Here is a 19,022-nt window from a genome sequence, read left to right as displayed (position 1 = left end):
TTTTAAACCAATATAAGCCGTACATATGAACATGAAAAAAATAGTTCCAACTATCTTCACGCTTCTGCTCCTTGCAAGTCCGTTTCTATCTAATGCCCAAAAACAACCTTACTCGTTCAGTAACTTGCCTGTTGTGGCTAAAACATTGTTTAAGGCCGATACTTTAAATATTATCAAATTTGGTGCTAAAAGTGATGGAGTTACCCTAAATACCAAAAGCATTAACGATGCCATTATTGCTTGTAATAAAAAAGGAGGTGGTGTAGTTTTGGTTCCAAAAGGTTTATGGTTAACAGGCCCAATTGAATTGAAAAGTAATGTAAACCTACACTTGCAAAAAAATGCAATCCTTCAGTTTACCAAAGATTTCGATCAATATCCATTGGTAGCCAGCAATTGGGAGGGTTTGCCACAAATGCGCAACCAATCGCCAATATGGGCAACCAACCAACAAAATATAGCGGTTACTGGTTTCGGAATTGTAGATGGTGCTGGCGATGCTTGGCGAATGGTTAAAAAAGATAAATTAACAGAAAGCCAATGGAAAAGATTAGTGGCATCTGGTGGTTTAATCAGTGAAGATAAAAAGACCTGGTACCCAACAGAGAAGACTTTTAAAGGATCTAAAATGAAAAATCCAGGAGAGATTACTCCTGATAAAACTCCAGAGTTTTACAATTCGATTAAAGATTTCTTACGCCCAAATCTATTGGTGTTTACAGGTTGTAAAAGGATTTTGTTAGAAGGTGTTACCTTTCAGAATTCTCCAGCTTGGAATATTCATCCACTAATGTGCGAAGACCTTACCGTTAGAAATATATATGCTAAAAATCCTTGGTATGCTCAAAATGGAGATGGTATCGATATCGAATCGTGTAAAAACGTATTGATAGAGGGCAGTACTTTCGATGTGGGTGATGATGGAATTTGTATCAAATCTGGTCGCGATGCTGCAGGTAGAAAACGTGGAATGCCAACAGAAAATGTAATCATCAGAAACAGTACCGTTTACCATGCACATGGTGGATTTGTAATTGGAAGTGAGATGTCTGGTGGAGCAAAAAATATTTTTGTGTACGATTGTTCGTTTATAGGTACAGACATAGGCTTACGTTTTAAAACAACACGTGGTAGAGGTGGCGTAGTAGAAAAGATCTTTGTTAAAAATATCAATATGAAAGACATTATTGGCGAAGCGATTTTATTTGATATGTATTATGCAGCAGTAGACCCAGTGCCTTTAACTGGCGAAAAAAGAGATGCACCAAAAATTCAATTGTTACCCGTAACCGAAGAAACACCTGTTTTTAAAGATTTCCATATTAGCAACGTTGTTTGCGATGGGGCATCGAAAGCGGTATTTATTAGAGGCTTACCCGAGTTGAGTATCAGTAACATCACTTTGGCCGATCTAAGTATCAAAGCCCAAGAGGGAATAGATATCCAAGAAGCTAAAAATGTAAGTTTAACCAATATCAATTTAATTGCAACCGAGGTTAATCCATTGATCAATATCCAAAATGGAAACGACATCAGCTTCAAAAATGTCAATTACAATAATGCGCAACTGTTATTCAGAATTAGTGGAGATAGAAATAGTGGAATTAAAACTTCGGGCTTAGATGTATCGAAAGCAAAAGTAAAAACAGAATTTTTAGCAGGAGCAGAAGAAAAATCATTGCAGATCAACAAATAAATATGAAAACATCTTTTTTAAAATATGTAGCGCTAGTCATTTTTACAATTGGTTTAACGGTTCAGGTTAAAGCACAAAGCAAACCATTGTCGCAACAAATGGCAGCTACAGTAATGGAAATTTGGAAAGATTCACTGAACCTTGATCCAGCCAATCCAAAACCAGTAAAATGGGCTTATGATCAAGGGGTGATTTTAGAAGGAATTGACGGCATTTGGAAAAGGACTGCAGATAACGAATACTTTAAATACATGCAAAAGAGCATGGACTTTTTTGTAACAAAAGATGGTGTCATTAACCGCTATAAACAAGCAGACCATAACATAGACAACATTAAAAATGGTCGCATTTTATTGACTTTATACAAAGTTACTGGTCAGCAAAAGTACTTCAAGGCAGCTACCCTGTTGTGGGATCAATTGCAGCAACAACCCCGTACCAATGAAGGCGGTTTCTGGCATAAAAAAATCTATCCCAACCAGATGTGGCTAGACGGATTGTACATGGGGCAACCGTTTTATGCAGAATATGCAGCTTTGGTTAAAAATGAAAAAGCATTTGACGATATCGCCAATCAGTTTATCTGGATGGAGAAAAATGCCAGAGATGCCAAAACAGGACTGTTATATCATGGATGGGATGAATCTAAAACCGAAAAATGGGCCAATAAAACCACAGGTAAATCTCCAAACTTTTGGGGGAGGGCCATGGGTTGGTATGGCATGGCTTTGGTAGATGTGTTAGACAATTTCCCAAAAAACCATCCTAAACGTGCAGCACTATTGGCCATCTTAAATCGCTTTGCGGTGGCCGTACAAAAAGTACAAGATCCAAAATCTGGTTTATGGTACGATATTTTAGATCAACCCCTAGGTAAAGGCAATTACCACGAAGCTTCTGCATCGAGTATGTTTGTGTATACTTTTGCTAAAGCTGTTCGTCAAGGTAATTTGCCATCAAGCTACCTTACGGTTGCTAAAAAAGGTTATGCAGGCATTAAAGCAGAATTTATTGAGCCAGCAGGCGATGGTAAAGTGAACCTTAAGGGAACAGTGAGTGTTTCTGGTTTGGGTGGTAAACCTTACCGCGATGGTAGTTATGAATATTACTTAAGTGAAAAAGTGATTACCAACGATCCAAAAGGAGTAGGTGCATTTTTATTGGCGGCCAATGAAATGGAGATGGAGGCTGCCTCTAAATCTAAATTTGATGAAACCGTATTGTTAGATTCATACTTTAACAACGAAACTAAAGTAGATCAAAGCAATAACAATGTTTCGTGGCACTACAAATGGGAAGAACGGGCAAATGGTGGTTTCTCTTTCTGGGGAGATTTGTTCAATAACAAAGGCTTTAAAACCAAAACATTGTATCAGGCCCCAACATTGGCCAATTTAAAAAATGCGGGAGTTTACATTATTGTAGATCCAGATTTTGAGAAGGAAAACCCTAAACCAAACTTTATTGAACCAGCACATATCAAAGCCATTACAGCATGGGTAAAAGCAGGAGGTATTTTATTGTTAATGGGCAACGATGCACCAAATGCAGAACTGAAACATTTTAATGAACTGGCAACTGAATTTGGGGTGTTTTTTAATGGCGATAGCAAAGGAACAGTACCAGTGGCCACCAATTTTGAAACCGCTAAAGTTGTCGTTCCGCAAGGAAATGAAATATTTAAAAATGCTACCAATCTTTTTATCAAAGAATACAGTAGCCTGAAATTGTCTGGTAATGCCAAATCTATTTTAAAAGACAAAGATGGAGATGATGTGATCTCCATTACTCCATACGGAAAAGGAGTAGTTTTTGTAATTGGCGATCCTTGGTTGTACAATGAATATGTAGATGGCAGAAAACTACCTGCTACTTACGATAATTTTAAAGCAGCTAATGACCTAATTGATTGGATTAACAAAAAAATATTAGTTAAAAAGGTGAAAGAAATAAGTGATTTAGGCAATAAGAAAAACGAAAAATAGATGAAAAAGCGAGGTCAAATCTTCTTTATACTGTTCGCTTTGGGCTTAAGCTCATGTGCAACTGCCCAACAAACTAATCAAGGTGCTGCTGCACAAACCGATCCAATTGCCGAACGCATGTTGGTCTATCAATTGAGTAATGGTGCCTGGCCCAAACAATTGGAAGATAAAAGCGTGGTGAAATACGAAATACCAATAGATGAGGCTTTGATGGCTAAAATTAAAGCTACTACCTACATGCATGCTACAATAGACAATAGAGCAACGAGTAGAGAAATCAATGCACTGGTTAAAGCCTATAAAACCACCCATAACAAAGCTTATTTACAGGCAGCAGAAAAGGGATTGGATTATCTGTTAAAAGCACAATATAAAAATGGCGGTTGGCCACAATATTACCCCGACCAAAGTAGCTATAGAGCAGAAATTACCTATAATGACGATGCAATTGTGAATGTGTTGAACATTATGCAAGACATTGTTACCCATAGCAATGATTTTGATGTAGTAGATCAAACCTATGTAGCTAAAGCAGAAAATGCCGTAAAAAGAGGTTTAGATTGTATTTTGAAAACCCAGATTGTTCAAAATGGAAAAGCTAGTATTTGGGCAGCACAATACGATCAGAACAGTTTAAAGCCTGCCAAAGCAAGAGCCTTTGAACCAGCTTCGTTAAGTACATCAGAATCTATCAATATTGTGAGGTTCTTAATGCGGATCAAAAATCCAACAGCCGAAGTAAAGACTGCCATTAGCGATGCTATCAATTGGTTCAATACCGCAAAAATTACAGGTTATAAGTTTGATAAATTCCCAGATGGAAAAGACAGAGGTTTAATTGCCGATCCAAGTTCAGTAATTTGGGCAAGGTTTTACGACTTACAGACCAATCAGCCCATATTTGGAGATCGTGACAATGCAGTTTATAAAAATATAGCAGACATTAGTTTCGAACGTAGAAATGGTTATGCTTGGTATGGCACCTGGGGCAACAACCTGATCAATAAAGAATACCCGAAATGGTTAAAGGCGAATGGGGGGTAGGGGGTAGGAAATAGAGAATGGAACATGGAAAAGGTAAGATGGAATTAGAGTTAAAGGTATAAAGTTAAAAGTTGTACGTTTTAAGTTATAAATCAATTTTATTCACAAAATGTGATGTTTGTTAAAAGTGTTCACAAAATTGGGATGCTTTGCTAAATCTTTTTACTAATGAACTATTGAACCGATGAACTACTAAATCTTTATACTTGGTACTTATTACTTTATACTAATGAACCAACGAATTTGTCAGTCTGAGCCTGTCGAAGACCTCTTGGTAAAACATTTCGACAAGCTCAATGTGACAGTTCTGAGTTGTGCAATGAACCAATGCTCAATGAACTAATGAACAAGTGAACTATTAAGTCTTTATACTTTCTACTTAGTACTTTATACTATTGAACCAATGACTAAAGAACCAAGATTTCATCTTTTTGTCCAACTGATACTGTGGTGTTTCGCCATTCCAAGTTATGCTCAAAAAGAATCGAATATCCTCGACTGGAAAACTGATGTCAGCTTAAATACCTTTCTCGTTCAACAAATGCATTTGAAATACGATGCACGGAGAGTGGATTTGAACAAAGCGTTAACTACCAAGGCCAATACCCTAGCTTATATCCAATCGGTAAAACAGAAATTTAAAACCGTATTGGGAACATTACCCCAAAAAGCAGATTTAGCTCCGCAACTAACAGGAACGATCCAAAAATCTGGCTATCGAATTGAAAAGATTGTTTACCAAAGTTTCAAAAACCATCATGTAACCGCTAATTTATATGTGCCAGATGGAAAAGGGAAGTTTCCAGCAGTGCTGCTCTTTTGTGGTCACGAAGATTTAGCCAAAGCAACCCTATCATACCAACAAACTGCCATACTATTTGCTAAAAACGGTTTTGTAGTTTTCGTCATCGATCCTATTTCCCAAAGTGAAAGGGTGCAACTAACCGATGAAACAGGAAAGTCATTAACCCGTGGCTCTACAACAGAACATACCTTACTTAACCTTTCATCCAATCTTTTGGGTACATCTGTAGCGGCTTATGAGCTGTTTGATAATGTAAGAGGATTAGATTATCTCTTAACCAGACCTGAAGTAGACCCAACTAAAATTGGCTGTATTGGCAATAGCGGAGGTGCCATGCAGGCTATTTATTTCGCCGCTTTTGATGAACGTGTCAAAATTATTGCTCCATGTAGTTACTTGGCCAGCAGAGAAAAAACACTAGCCACAACAGGTGCGGCAGATGGTTGTGCACAAATCCCGAACGAAGGAGCGGCACAATTGGAAATGAGCGATTATCTAATCGCAGCAGCACCTAAGCCGATGTTGGTATTGGCAGGACGATATGATTTTATCGATTACAATGGAACTTTAGAATCATTTGAAGATTTAAAAAAAGTATATCAACGTTTAGCCACACCAGAAAAACTTTCCATGTTTACTTATGATGATGGACACGGAATTTCAAAGCCCAAAAGAGAAGTTGCGGTACAGTGGTTTCGCAAATGGTTTTATCAAGATAACAGATCCATTAAAGAAGAAGAGTTAAGTACTTTAAGCGATAAAGATTTATTTGCAAGTACCAAACAAAAGGTAAGTTTAAGCTATGCAGATGAAATCAACATTGCAGAAAGAAACCTACAGCTATTTAATGAAAAGGCTGGCTCTAGACAAGCATTTGCCCAGTCGACAGCTGCACAGCGGAAACAAAAAATAACAAATTTATTAGGTATTGTTCCCAATCCTGATCCATTGGAAGTTGAAAAGAGTGGCAAATTAAAATATGGACATGCTGATGTTATTTTTAATCAGCTTATCCTCCGCCGAAAAAATGAGGTGCCCTTACCCGTACAAATTTCCTATCCTAGAAACAATCCACAGAAAATTGTAGTGTGGTTGGGCGATGATGTCAAAAAAATGGATAGCCTTAAGGCAGCATACAGATCAAAAGCCAGTGAAGAGGTGATCATTTTTGTCGATTTAAGAGGAACAGGAGAAACTACCGATAAAGCAGAGCTGAACGACCCAAAATATTTTAGTAAAGATTACCGGAACGCCATGCTGGCTTTACACATTGGCAAACCATTGCTTGGGCAACGTACAACCGATGTTTTAAACGTGATGGATATGATCAGTATGGATGAAAAACTTAAAAATTTACCTATAGAAATCAATTCTATTGGCTTGGTTGGTCTATCCGTTTTACACGCCGGATTTTTAAATCCTCACATTCATCAAATCAATTTATATCAATGCATTTCCACCTATCAAGAGGTGCTCAATCAGCCGCTGGTAAAAGACAGATATAGTGCCGTGATCAATAACGTGCTGAGTAATTACGACATCCCAGATCTTGTCAATTGGATCGGTATCGGAAAAGTCCAATTCATGCAGTAAACAAACAAAACTTCCGCTCACGTTCTCGGGAACGATTGCGCAAATATTTGCATTCAAATCGGGTTTTTACTAGCAATTAATAGGTATAATTGCTTTAACCAAATGCTGGGAAAGGGCTTTGTTTACTTTCAACCAGCGAATTTTAAAATTGAAAAGTTGATATATTAGAATGATTTTATCTCAAAAAAATCTAGATCTTATTCCAAAAGAAAAGCTGACTGTACCAGGAGAAAACAGTTTCGAACTTCCAGAAAAGGTACTCCAATTCGGAACCGGAGTTTTGTTGCGTGGCCTTCCAGATTTTTTTATAGATAAAGCAAACCGCCAAGGCCTATTTAATGGTAGGGTTGCAGTTGTAAAATCGACCAAAGGCGCTACCACAGAATTTACCGATCAAGACTCTTTATATACACTTTGTGTACGTGGTCTAGAAAATGGTCACTTAGTATCAGAAAATATCATTTCATCGGCCATTAGCAGGGTAATTTCAGCAGACCAAGATTGGGATGCCATTTTAACCATTGCCGCCAGTGAAGATTTGAAAATAATCGTATCCAATACCACAGAAGTTGGTATTCAGTTGGTGAACGAAAGTATCCATCAAAATCCCCCAGTTTCTTTTCCTGCCAAGGTATTAGCGGTTTTATACCATAGGTTTAAAACTTTTAAAGGAACAAAAGAAAGTGGCCTAGTCATTATTGCTACAGAACTGATTCCAGATAATGGTAAAAAACTTGAAACTATCGTGATCGAGTTGGCTAAGTTCAATGAATTGGAAGCCGATTTTATGCTATGGTTGCAAGAAGAAAATAACTTTTGCAATTCGTTGGTAGACCGCATTGTACCTGGTAAGCCAGATGCTGCAATTTTAGCCAATTTAGAAGAAGAATTAGGTTATACCGATCATTTGTTGGCTATTGCAGAACCTTATCGTTTATGGGCCATAGAAGGCGATGAAGAAATAGCCAAAGTGCTCTCTTTTGCAAAAGCAGATGCAGGTGTCATCATCGCCGAGGATATTGAAGTATACAGGGAGCTAAAAGTGCGTTTGTTAAACGGTACACATACCCTCAGTTCAGGTATTGCTTTTTTATCTGGTATTGATACGGTAAAAAACGCCATGACAGATGAGCAGATCAAAACTTATATAGACATTTTAATGGCTACAGAAATTGGTCCGGCCATTCCCTATCAAGTTACGAAAGCACAAACTACGGCATTTGCAGCTTCGGTAAAAGACCGTTTTGCAAACCCATCTATAGAACACTTGTGGATCAACATCACTTTTCAATATACCATGAAAATGAAGATCCGTATTTTACCCTTATTGCTCAACTATTATAAATTGTTCAATAGTGTTCCAGAACAGATCAGTTTTGGCTTTGCAGCTTATCTCACCTTTATGCAAATCGACCGCAAAGAAGGAGATCGTTTTTATGGCAATTTTAAAGGTATCGATTACCTGATCACTGATGATAGTGCCGCTTATTTTGATGGAAAAACTGATGTAGCAGATATTTTGAACGATGTAGCTTTTTGGGGAACTGATTTAAGTGCACTGGATGGTTTTGTAGCCGTGGTAGCAGAAAAATATAAGGCTATTGCTAAAGATGGAATGATGGAAGCTTTAGCAGAATTAACAACATCAAAAATAAATGTATTGTAAAGAATGAAACAGAAAGTTTTAAAGGTTCATCCTAACGATAATGTATTGGTAGCACTAGCTGATTTAAAAGCTGGAGAAACCGTACACTATCAAGGGAATGACTATGTGGTGGTAGATGACATTCAGGCAAAACATAAATTTTATACCACAGACATGAATGTTGGTGATGAAGTGTTGATGTATGGAACTTTGGTAGGTAAAGTGCAATATGCATTAAAGGCAGGTACACGAATGACCACCGATAACCTCAAACATGCAGCAGCGCCATACCAATTCCGTCCTTACCATTACCAGTGGCAAGCACCAGATGTATCAAAATATGTGGGTCGTACTTTTAACGGTTACCACCGTGCAGATGGCAAAGTGGGCACTGCAAACTATTGGTTGTTTATTCCAACTGTGTTTTGCGAAAACAGAAATCTGGATGTAATTCGTGAAGCCTTGCACAATGAGTTGGGTTACGCGGTAACGGCAAAATACAAAGCTTATACGCATGAACTGGTTGAAGCCTTTAAAAATGGGGTCGATATTTCAACTTTAACAGCACCCGTTTCTTTTGAAGGAATTAGGAATGAACGTCCATTTAAAAATATAGATGGAATCAAGTTTTTGAACCATCAAGGTGGATGTGGAGGCATTAGACAGGATGCAGCAGTTTTAAGTAAGCTTTTGGCTGCTTATGCCGATCATCCAAATGTGGCTGGTGTAACCATGTTGAGCTTGGGCTGTCAGAATTTACAGGTACAGGATTTCATGAACGATTTGAAAGAAAGAAATCCAAACTTTGATAAACCCCTTTACATTTTTGAGCAACAGCAATCGCAAAGCGAAGAAAATATGATTGCCGAAGCCATTAAAAAAACCTTCGAAGGTTTGGTAGCAGCCAATAAAATAGAACGTAAACCTGCACCATTGAGCCAAATGAATGTAGGCGTAAAATGCGGAGGGAGCGATGGTTTCAGCGGAATTTCTGCAAACCCAGCAGTGGGTTATTGTTCAGACCTATTGGTGGCTTTAGGTGCAACGGTATTGTTGGCAGAGTTTCCAGAATTGTGTGGTGCAGAGCAGAACATGATAGACCGCACCAAGGATGAGGCAGCTGCAAAAAAGTTCATTCAACTCATGAGTGCCTACAGCCAGGCTGCAGAAAATGCAGGCTCTGGTTTTCACATGAACCCTTCGCCCGGTAACATCAAAGATGGATTGATTACCGATGCGATTAAAAGCAATGGTGCAGCTAAAAAAGGTGGTACATCGCCAATTGAAGATGTACTAGAGTATACAGAACCTGCCATAAAAAGTGGTTTGAACTTGGTGTGTACCCCCGGTAACGATGTAGAAGCAACCACAGGTAAAGCAGCGAGTGGTGCTACCTTAATTTTGTTTACAACGGGTTTGGGGACACCTACAGGCAATCCGGTATGCCCTGTAATTAAAGTGGCCACCAATAATGCATTAACCAAACGCATGGGCGATATCATCGATATCAATACCGGACCTGTAATTGAAGGAGAAAAAACCATCGAAGAAATGGGAGAAGATATATTGGAATATTGTATCAAAGCAGCCAGTGGCGAAGTAATTCCTAAATCTGTTTTGCTCAACCAAGACGATTTTATTCCATGGAAAAGAGGAGTATCTTTATAAACAGACCTGAAAACTTTAATACGGTATACGCAGGACTGAAATAAAAAATAAAAACACAGACCAATGAAAATAATACAAGCTGTACATTCAGAAGACTTTAAAACCTATCAGACAGATAAAATCAGAGAGCGATTTTTATTGGATGGTTTAAAAGAAAAAAATAAAGCCAATTTCGTTTACGCCCATTACGACAGAATGGTTACAGGGTTAATTACCCCAACAACCGAAGTGGTAACTTTAGGTACTTATGATATTTTACGTGCCGATTTCTTTTTAGAAAGAAGGGAGATGGGCGTAATTAACGTAGGTGGTGCTGGCACTATCGAGGCCGATGGTACCACATACGAGCTGGCAAAAATGGACTGCCTGTATATGGGTAAAGGTGTAAAAGAAGTAAAGTTCAGTAGTAAAAATGCTGATGAACCTGCTATCTTCTATGCATTGTCTGCACCAGCGCACCACACTTATCCAACTACTCATTTGCAACATGCTGATGCTTTTTCTGCTCAATTGGGAAGTTTAGAAACAGCAAACGAACGTAAAATTGTAAGATATATTCACAAAGATGGGATCCAGAGCTGTCAATTGGTAATGGGATTGACCATTCTTTCTACCGGAAGTGTATGGAATACCATTCCACCACATACCCACGATCGTAGAATGGAAGTCTATTTCTACTTTGATGTTGATGAAGAACATCGTGTTTTCCATTACATGGGCGAACCACAAGAAACCCGTCACATTATTGTAGCCAATCATGAGGCAGTTTTATCGCCAACATGGAGCATCCATGCAGGTAGTGGTACCAAGAATTACAGTTTTATTTGGGGCATGGCTGGCGAAAACCTGGATTATGCAGATATGGACACCTTTGGCGTAAAAGAACTTAAATAATGGAACAATCATTCTCTTTAAAAGATAAAGTAATTGTAGTAACTGGTGGCACAGGTATTTTGGGCAACTCGTTTATCAATGCAATTGTAGAAGCAGGTGGGGCTGTAGGTATTTTGGGCAGAAATGCCGAAATCGCTAACGAACGTGCTGATGCCATTAACAAAAATGGGGGTAGGGCTATTGCCTTAATTGCCGATGCCATGGATGAAGCACAACTAATTGCTGCCAGAACAAAAATATTGGCTGCATTTGGTAAAATTGATGGTTTGGTAAACGCAGCTGGTGGCAATATGCCAGATGGAGTTTTACAACCTGAAGAAAGCATTTTCGAAATGAAAATGGATGGCATGAAAAAAGTGTTGGATCTCAATTTATGGGGAACACTAATTCCAACCCAAGTTTTCGGTGCTGCAATTGCCGAAACCGGAAAAGGAAGCATCGTTAACATTTCGTCGATGAACTCTAAAAAAGCAGTAACCAAAGTATTGGGATACAATATGGGCAAAGCTGCGGTAGATTGTTATACACAATGGTTCGCTGTAGAGTTGGCCAACCGCTATGGAGATCAAATCAGGATGAATGCCCTAGCACCTGGTTTCTTTTTAACCGAACAGAACAGAAATTTATTAACTACACCTGATGGTGGTTTTACACCTCGTGGACAATCGGTAATTAAACAGACTCCTTTTAAACGTTTTGGCGATCCAGGCGAATTGAAAGGTGCCTTGGTTTGGCTATTGAGTGATGCTTCGCAATTTGTAACCGGAGCCATGATCTGTGTAGATGGTGGATTTTCGATTTTTAGTGGGGTTTAGATAGTAGGGAATAGGAAATAGAGAATAGGTAGTAGGGAATGGGAAATAGATAGTAGGGAATAGCTAGAAGGAAATAGGAAATGGAAAATAGGGAATAGAAAATAATAGAGAATAGTAAATAGACAATTTGCATCAGCATCTAGTCTATTGCCCATTTCCTATTCTCTATTTCCTAATCATCTAGAAAGGAAATAGACAATTTGCATCAACATCCAATCTATTGCCCATTTACAATTCCCAATTTCCTAATCATATACTAGAAAGGAAGTAGACAATTTGCATCAACATCAAATCTATTCCCAATTTACTATTCCCTATTCCCCAATAACAGACATAAAAAAATAAGAATACGTGAAAAACTTTTTAGACGAAAACTTTTTATTGCAGACCAAAACAGCACAAACGCTGTATCATGAATTTGCAAAACAGATGCCCATCATCGATTACCATAATCACTTGATGCCTGAGCAGATTGCTGAAGATAAAAATTTCGAGAACATTACTCAGGTTTGGTTATATGGCGATCACTATAAATGGAGAGCCATGCGTGCCAACGGAGTAGACGAATATTACATCACAGGTGGTGCATCTGATTTTGAAAAGTTTGAGAAATGGGCAGAGACAGTGCCATATACTTTAAGAAATCCACTTTACCATTGGACCCACCTCGAGTTGCAACGTTATTTTGATATCCACGAGGTTTTATCGGGGGCCAATGCCAAAAAAATATACGATGAATGTAATGCCAAATTACAGACAAAGGAATACAGTGTACAGGGGCTGTTGCGCAAAATGAATGTGAAAACATTGTGTACTACTGATGATCCATTAGATAATTTGGAATATCATCAGCAGATCAAAAACAGTGGAACCGATCTTCGGGTTTTACCAGCATTTAGACCAGATAAAGCAATGAATGCAGATGATATCGCTGGTTTAAACCAATACATCGATAAGCTGTCTAATTTAATTGGGATCGCTATTTCAACCTACGATGCTTATTTGAGTGCATTGAAATCTCGTCACGATTATTTTGCCAAAAACGGCGCTTCAGTTTCTGATCATGGTTTAGAACAAATCTATGCCGAAGATTATACCATAGAAGAAGTGAAAAATATCTTCCTGAAAATCAGAGCAAATGCAAGCCTTACTTTAGCAGAGAACTTGAAGTTCAAATCGGCAATGTTGTTCAATTTTGCACTTTGGGACCATGAAAAAGGTTGGGTGCAACAATTCCATTTAGGGGCTTTACGCAACAACAATAACCGCTTATTGTCTTCTTTAGGTCCAGATACTGGTTTCGATTCTATTGGAGATTTTGTACAAGGCAAACAATTGGCCAAGTTTTTAAATAAATTAGATTCTGGCAATACCCTTGCAAAAACGATTTTATATAACCTCAATCCTGCAGATAATGAGCTAATGGCCACCATGATTGGTAATTACAACGATGGTACCGTTGCCGGTAAAGTACAATGGGGTTCTGCCTGGTGGTTTTTAGACCAAAAAGATGGCATGATCAAACAGTTAAACACCTTGTCTAACATGGGCTTGTTGAGCCGCTTTGTAGGGATGTTAACCGATTCTAGAAGTTTCCTTTCATTTCCACGTCACGAATATTTTAGACGCATTTTATGTGATTTATTTGGAACGGATGTAGAAAATGGAGAACTTCCTAATGATAAAGAATGGCTGGGAAAAGTAATCCAAGACATTTGCTACAACAATGCCAAAACCTATTTCAATTTTTAATATGGGTAAAGTCTTAAATTTTGGTGAGCTTTTATTGCGGATCTGTCCAGATGGAGATGGAGCATGGCTAAAGGAAAATAAATTGCCGTTTTATGTAGGTGGTGCCGAGTTAAATGTGGCAACAGCACTGGCATTATGGGGCATTCCTTCGGCCTACTTTACTGCCTTGCCAGAAAATTTCATGGCAGAACAGTTGATCGGTTACCTAGATGGCTGTCAGATTGATACTTCTAGGATCTATCATGGCGGCGACCGCATTGGCTTATATTATTTGCCAAAAGGAAAAGACTTGAAAAATGCAGGTGTGATTTATGATCGTGCAAATTCGGCCTTTGCCAGCCTGCAACCAGAAAATATCGATTGGGACAAAGTATTAGATGGAATCAGTTGGTTTCATTTCAGTGCCATTTGTCCAGCGTTAAATCAAGCCGCTGCCGATGTTTGTTTAGCTGCAGTTAAAGCAGCAAGCGCAAAGGGCATTACCATTTCTATCGATCTAAATTATAGAGCAAAGTTGTGGCAGTATGGCAAACAACCCATAGAGGTGATCCCGCAATTGGTGCAATATGCCGATTTGGTAATGGGGAATATTTGGGCAGCCGAAAAAATGTTAGGCATTCCTGTTGCCGAAAATATAGAAAAGCTTGATGATCAAACGACTTATCTCGAACAAGCCAAAACAACCTCTGCTGCAATTGTTGAACAATATCCTAAATGCAAATGGGTTGCAAATACATTTCGTTTCGACCAGCAACAAGGCATCAAATACTACACCACACTTTATACCGATCATGAATTATTGGTATCAAAAGAATTCAATGCAGGACAAATTTTAGACAAAGTAGGGAGTGGCGATTGTTTTATGGCGGGCCTGATCTATGGTCTGTATCAACAAAACCAATTACTAGATACCTTGAATTTTGCTACAGCAGCAGCATTTAATAAATTATTTATCCCAAGCGATTGTACCACAGCAACAGTTGCAGCCATAAAACAAACATTAGCAGACCATGATTAAAAATAAGGAAACCGCTATAGCAGCGATCAAAACCCAAGGTCTTTTGCCTCTTTTTTATACAGACGATGCACAAGTAAGTTTAGATGTGGTGCGTACCTTGTACCGTGCTGGGGTTCGTGTTTTCGAATATACCAATAGGGGCAAAGCGGCGCTTGAAAATTTCAAATTCATTAAAGCAGTGCAAAAAACCGAGATGCAAGACCTGTTTTTGGGTATTGGTACCATTAAGAACACTACAGAGGCCAAAGCATTTTTAGCTGCGGGTGCCGATTTTATCGTTTGCCCAGTGGTAGATCTCGAAGTAGGAAAATTGGTACATGATGCAGATCTGTTGTGGATTCCGGGATGTATGACCCCAACAGAAATCAATCTGGCACACCAAAATGAGGCAGGAATTATCAAATTGTTCCCAGCAAATATTCTAGGACCAAGTTACCTGTCGTCTATTAAAGAACTTTTCCAAGGGCAATTATTTGTGCCAACTGGTGGCGTAGAAATAGACGAAACCAATATCGATACCTGGTTTAAAGCAGGCGTTTGTGCAGTTGGTATGGGCAGCAAGCTAATCAGCAAACAAATTTTAGAAAATAAAGATTACGATACCTTGTTTTTACTAACCACGAAAACATTCGAAATTATCAATAAAGTAAAACCTTAACTACCAATACAAACCAACCAACATATAAACTTAAAATTATGAACCAAGCTAAAATCGGCAATTACAGATGGACCATTTGTGCCCTTCTGTTTTTTGCAACTACGGTAAACTACCTCGACAGACAGGTGCTGAGTTTACTGAAACCCACACTAGAAGAGCAGTTTGGCTGGTCTAATAGCGATTACGCTGATATTGCTGCCGTATTTCAATTTACCTATGCCATTGCCATGCTTTTTGCAGGCAGGTTTGTAGATAAGTTAGGTACAAAATGGGGCTACGGCATTGCCATTATCGTTTGGTCTATCGGCGCAATTATTCATGCGTATTCCATTACCATCGGTACAGGTATTGCTTCTATCTTAACTTCTTTTGGTATTGCAGCCATTCCAGTTTCCATATTGGGCTTTATGTTCTCTAGAGCGGTTTTGGCCATAGGTGAATCAGGAAATTTTCCAGCAGCCATTAAAGCTACAGCAGAATATCATCCCAAAAAAGAACGTTCATTTGCTACCGGTATCTTTAATTCTGGAGCCAATGTAGGTGCAATTTTAGCGCCGATTACTGTGCCTTGGATTGCTACCCACTGGGGATGGGAAAGAGCATTTGAGCTTGTTGGGGCAATAGGCTTTTTATGGTTGTTCTTTTGGTTGATATTTTACGAATCTCCAGAAAAACAAAAAAGATTGTCGGCAGGCGAGTTGGCCTATATCAATAGCGACGAAGATGAAGTAGCTGATAAAGCCAACGTAGATAAGGTATCGTGGTTTAAATTGTTAAGTTACAGACAAACTTGGGCATTTACTTTTGGTAAATTCATGACTGATGGTGTGTGGTGGTTTTTCTTGTTCTGGTTACCTGGTTATTTGAAAGATCAATATGCCATGACCGGTTCAGATATCATGTTGCCATTATCGGTGTTGTATAGCATGACCATGATTGGTAGCATTGGCGGAGGCTGGTTGCCTAAATATTTTGCAGATAAAGGTTACGCCGTTTACGATGGCAGAATGAAAGCTATGTTCTTAATAGCCCTTTTTCCATTAATCGTTTTATTGGCACAGCCTTTAGGCCATTATTCTTTCTGGATTCCAGTAGTATTAATTGGCATTGGTGCTTCTGCGCATCAAGCTTGGTCGGCAAATATCTTTACAACCGTATCAGATATGTTCCCGAAAAGAGCCATTGGTTCTGTAGTAGGTATTGGTGGTATGGCTGGTGGTATGGGTGGTGTTTTGGTAACCAAAATTGGGGGCTGGATTTTCGATAGCTATGCACATAAAGGCATTGCAGAATCGTTTACCAAATTTAATGAATTGGGCAATAGTAGTTTCATTAGTCAAATCACTTCAATGGATTTGGCCAGTAAATATGGCGATAAAGTAAACCTAAATGTAATGGCCTTAAGTAAATTACCAGTAGAAGTGGCAGATAAACTGAAAGCCATTGATGCAAATCTATTTACCCAGCTTTTAGAAGTTCAAAAGCCTTTGGTGCAATCGAATATGACAGTTGCTTACACCATTATGTTTGCATTTTGTGCGGTTGCCTATTTAATCGCATGGGCTGTAATGAAGTTATTGGTTCCTAAATATAAAAAGATTACCGACCTATAAATGATGAGCTTTCAAGAACAATTAAATGGGCTTTTCCCTAGCGAAGAGCAGATTCCTGCCGCTTTTAAATTGGCAGCAGAGGTTAATCAAAGAGAATATCTATCCAATGGCGAGATGTTGGCCTGGAGTGGAGATGTGCATACGGTTTTATCACCAATCTGTATCCAAACTGCCAATGGTTTAGCACGTAAGGTAATTGGTACTTATCCGCTGTGCGATAAAGAAGAAGCAAATGCTGCTTTAGATGCTGCCGTTAAGGCTTATGACAATGGGAGGGGAGAATGGCCAACCATGAGTGTGGCTCAAAGAATTGAAAGTGTAGAGAAGTTTACCAGAGAAATTATAGAGAAAAAAGAGGAAGTGGTGAAGCTCATTATGTGGGAAATTGGTAAAACATTTGCCGATTCGACCAAAGAGTTTGACCGCACCATCGAATATATTCAAGCCACTATCGATGCACTGAAAGATCTGGATAGACAATCTTCAGGTTTTACCATAGAGCAGGGCATTGTAGCACAAATCCGTCGTTCGCCATTAGGGGTAGTTTTGTGCATGGGTCCCTTCAATTATCCATTAAATGAAACTTTTACCACCTTAATCCCAGCCCTGATTATGGGCAATACCATATTATTTAAACCACCAAAACATGGTACTTTATTGTTCTATCCTTTGTTGCAGGCCTTTAAAAACTGTTTTCCAAAAGGAGTAGTCAATACCATTTATGGCCGTGGCAATAAGATCATTCCAGGTTTAATGGAGTCGGGCAAAATCAATGTGCTCACTTTAATCGGTTCTAGCAAAGTGGCCAACGAATTGAAAAAGATGCACCCTAAAGTAAACCGTTTACGTGCTATTTTAGGATTAGATGCTAAAAATGCAGCCATTATTACGGCACATGCCGATTTGAAATTGGCGGTACAAGAAACTGTTTTAGGTTCGCTTTCTTTTAACGGACAACGATGCACGGCTTTAAAGATTATTTTTGTACACCGTAGTTTAGCTGACGAATTTTTGAAACAGCTGGATGAAGCAGTAGCTAAACTGAAATTTGGAATGCCTTGGGTAGATGGCGTTTCCTTAACTCCGCTTCCAGAACAGCATAAACCTGCTTATTTAAAAGAGTGTTTAGACGATGCTGTGGCAAAAGGTGCTAAAATCATTAACGAAAATGGAGGAGCTACTAACGAATCCTTTGTGTTTCCAGCAATTGTTTATCCTGTAAATGCCGAAATGAAGTTATACACCGAAGAGCAATTTGGTCCGGTGGTGCCAGTGGTACCATTTGATAATTTAGAAGAAACGATTGAATATCTGATCGAATCTACGCACGGCCAACAGGTAAGTATCTTTAGTAACGACGATCAAGAAGTAGCAGCTTTGATCGATCCTTTGGTCAATCAGGTTAGTCGTGTAAACATCAATTGTCAATGTCAAAGAGGACCAGATGTGTTTCCATTTACCGGAAGAAAAGACAGTGCCGAAGGAACTTTATCTGTAGTTGATGCTTTACGTTCATTTTCGATCCGCTCTTTGGTGGCTACAAAACTCAATGAAAACAACAAACACTTACTAAATGAGATTATTGATAGCAATAGTTCAAATTTTTTAAGTACCAAATATTTATTTTAAATCGTCTGAAGTGCATTTTAAGCCACATTTTGATTTTCGTTGTGTCACATTTACACTATATAAAAAAAAAGAGTGTTTAAACTTTCTTTTTTTTACAATTTTAGTTACATTTGAGCTTACCCTTTCGGGGGTATGTTTTTCATAGGTAGATGTAGGGTCAGAAACTTGTTTCTGGCCCTTTTTTGTTTTAAGCTTCGTATCTTTGTA

Annotated in this window: 13 protein-coding genes; all 13 read left to right on the top strand. The window is 38.6% G+C overall.

Annotated elements, in window-relative coordinates; genetic code table 11:
• The first annotated feature begins 31 nt into the window (after positions 1–31).
• The gene (locus AQF98_RS11405; protein WP_055132123.1) at positions 32–1,696 is read left to right on the top strand and encodes a glycoside hydrolase family 28 protein; all 1,665 of its coding nucleotides are present in this window, start codon (positions 32–34) and stop codon (positions 1,694–1,696) included.
• Positions 1,697–1,698: 2 nt separating this feature from the next.
• Entirely contained in the window at positions 1,699–3,681 is a 1,983-nt protein-coding gene (locus tag AQF98_RS11400) for a glycoside hydrolase family 88 protein (RefSeq protein WP_055132054.1), read from the top strand.
• On the top strand, positions 3,682–4,725 hold the full coding sequence (pelA, locus tag AQF98_RS11395) for a pectate lyase (RefSeq protein ID WP_055132053.1): 1,044 nt from the start codon (positions 3,682–3,684) through the stop codon (positions 4,723–4,725).
• Between the two features lie 403 nt (positions 4,726–5,128).
• Positions 5,129–7,123, top strand: a complete 1,995-nt coding sequence (locus tag AQF98_RS11390) for a S9 family peptidase (RefSeq protein ID WP_055132052.1) — start codon at positions 5,129–5,131, stop codon at positions 7,121–7,123.
• A 169-nt stretch (positions 7,124–7,292) separates the two neighbouring features.
• On the top strand, positions 7,293–8,789 hold the full coding sequence (locus tag AQF98_RS11385) for a tagaturonate reductase (RefSeq protein WP_055132051.1): 1,497 nt from the start codon (positions 7,293–7,295) through the stop codon (positions 8,787–8,789).
• 3 nt (positions 8,790–8,792) lie between these two features.
• On the top strand, positions 8,793–10,436 hold the full coding sequence (locus tag AQF98_RS11380) for a UxaA family hydrolase (protein WP_055132050.1): 1,644 nt from the start codon (positions 8,793–8,795) through the stop codon (positions 10,434–10,436).
• 63 nt (positions 10,437–10,499) lie between these two features.
• Positions 10,500–11,330 carry a 5-dehydro-4-deoxy-D-glucuronate isomerase gene (gene kduI, locus AQF98_RS11375; RefSeq protein ID WP_055132049.1) on the top strand — a complete coding sequence of 277 codons (831 nt, stop codon included), beginning with the start codon at positions 10,500–10,502 and terminating at the stop codon, positions 11,328–11,330.
• Entirely contained in the window at positions 11,330–12,145 is an 816-nt protein-coding gene (locus AQF98_RS11370; protein WP_055132048.1) for an SDR family oxidoreductase, read from the top strand. Before kduI ends, AQF98_RS11370 begins: the two co-directional genes overlap by 1 nt.
• Before the next feature lie 351 nt (positions 12,146–12,496).
• Positions 12,497–13,897, top strand: coding sequence for a glucuronate isomerase (gene uxaC, locus AQF98_RS11365; RefSeq protein WP_055132047.1), 1,401 nt, complete (start codon positions 12,497–12,499; stop codon positions 13,895–13,897).
• A gap of 1 nt (position 13,898) precedes the next feature.
• Positions 13,899–14,915, top strand: coding sequence for a sugar kinase (locus AQF98_RS11360; RefSeq protein WP_055132122.1), 1,017 nt, complete (start codon positions 13,899–13,901; stop codon positions 14,913–14,915).
• Positions 14,908–15,573: a bifunctional 4-hydroxy-2-oxoglutarate aldolase/2-dehydro-3-deoxy-phosphogluconate aldolase gene (locus AQF98_RS11355; protein ID WP_055132046.1), complete on the top strand. Its 666-nt coding sequence runs from the start codon at positions 14,908–14,910 to the stop codon at positions 15,571–15,573. The genes AQF98_RS11360 and AQF98_RS11355 overlap by 8 nt, the downstream gene beginning before the upstream one ends.
• Before the next feature lie 38 nt (positions 15,574–15,611).
• A complete protein-coding gene (locus AQF98_RS11350; RefSeq protein WP_082434993.1) occupies positions 15,612–17,186 on the top strand; it encodes an MFS transporter in 1,575 nt (524 codons plus the stop codon).
• 3 nt (positions 17,187–17,189) lie between these two features.
• Complete coding sequence (locus AQF98_RS11345) at positions 17,190–18,815, top strand: NADP-dependent glyceraldehyde-3-phosphate dehydrogenase (protein WP_055132121.1); 1,626 nt, start codon at positions 17,190–17,192, stop codon at positions 18,813–18,815.
• Positions 18,816–19,022: the final 207 nt, after the last annotated feature.

Origin of the sequence: Pedobacter sp. Hv1 (assembly GCF_001412215.1) — a bacterium.
GTDB lineage: Bacteria > Bacteroidota > Bacteroidia > Sphingobacteriales > Sphingobacteriaceae > Pedobacter.
The sequence above is the reverse complement of the archived record's forward strand: the minus strand, read 5'-3'. Positions and strand labels throughout refer to the sequence as shown.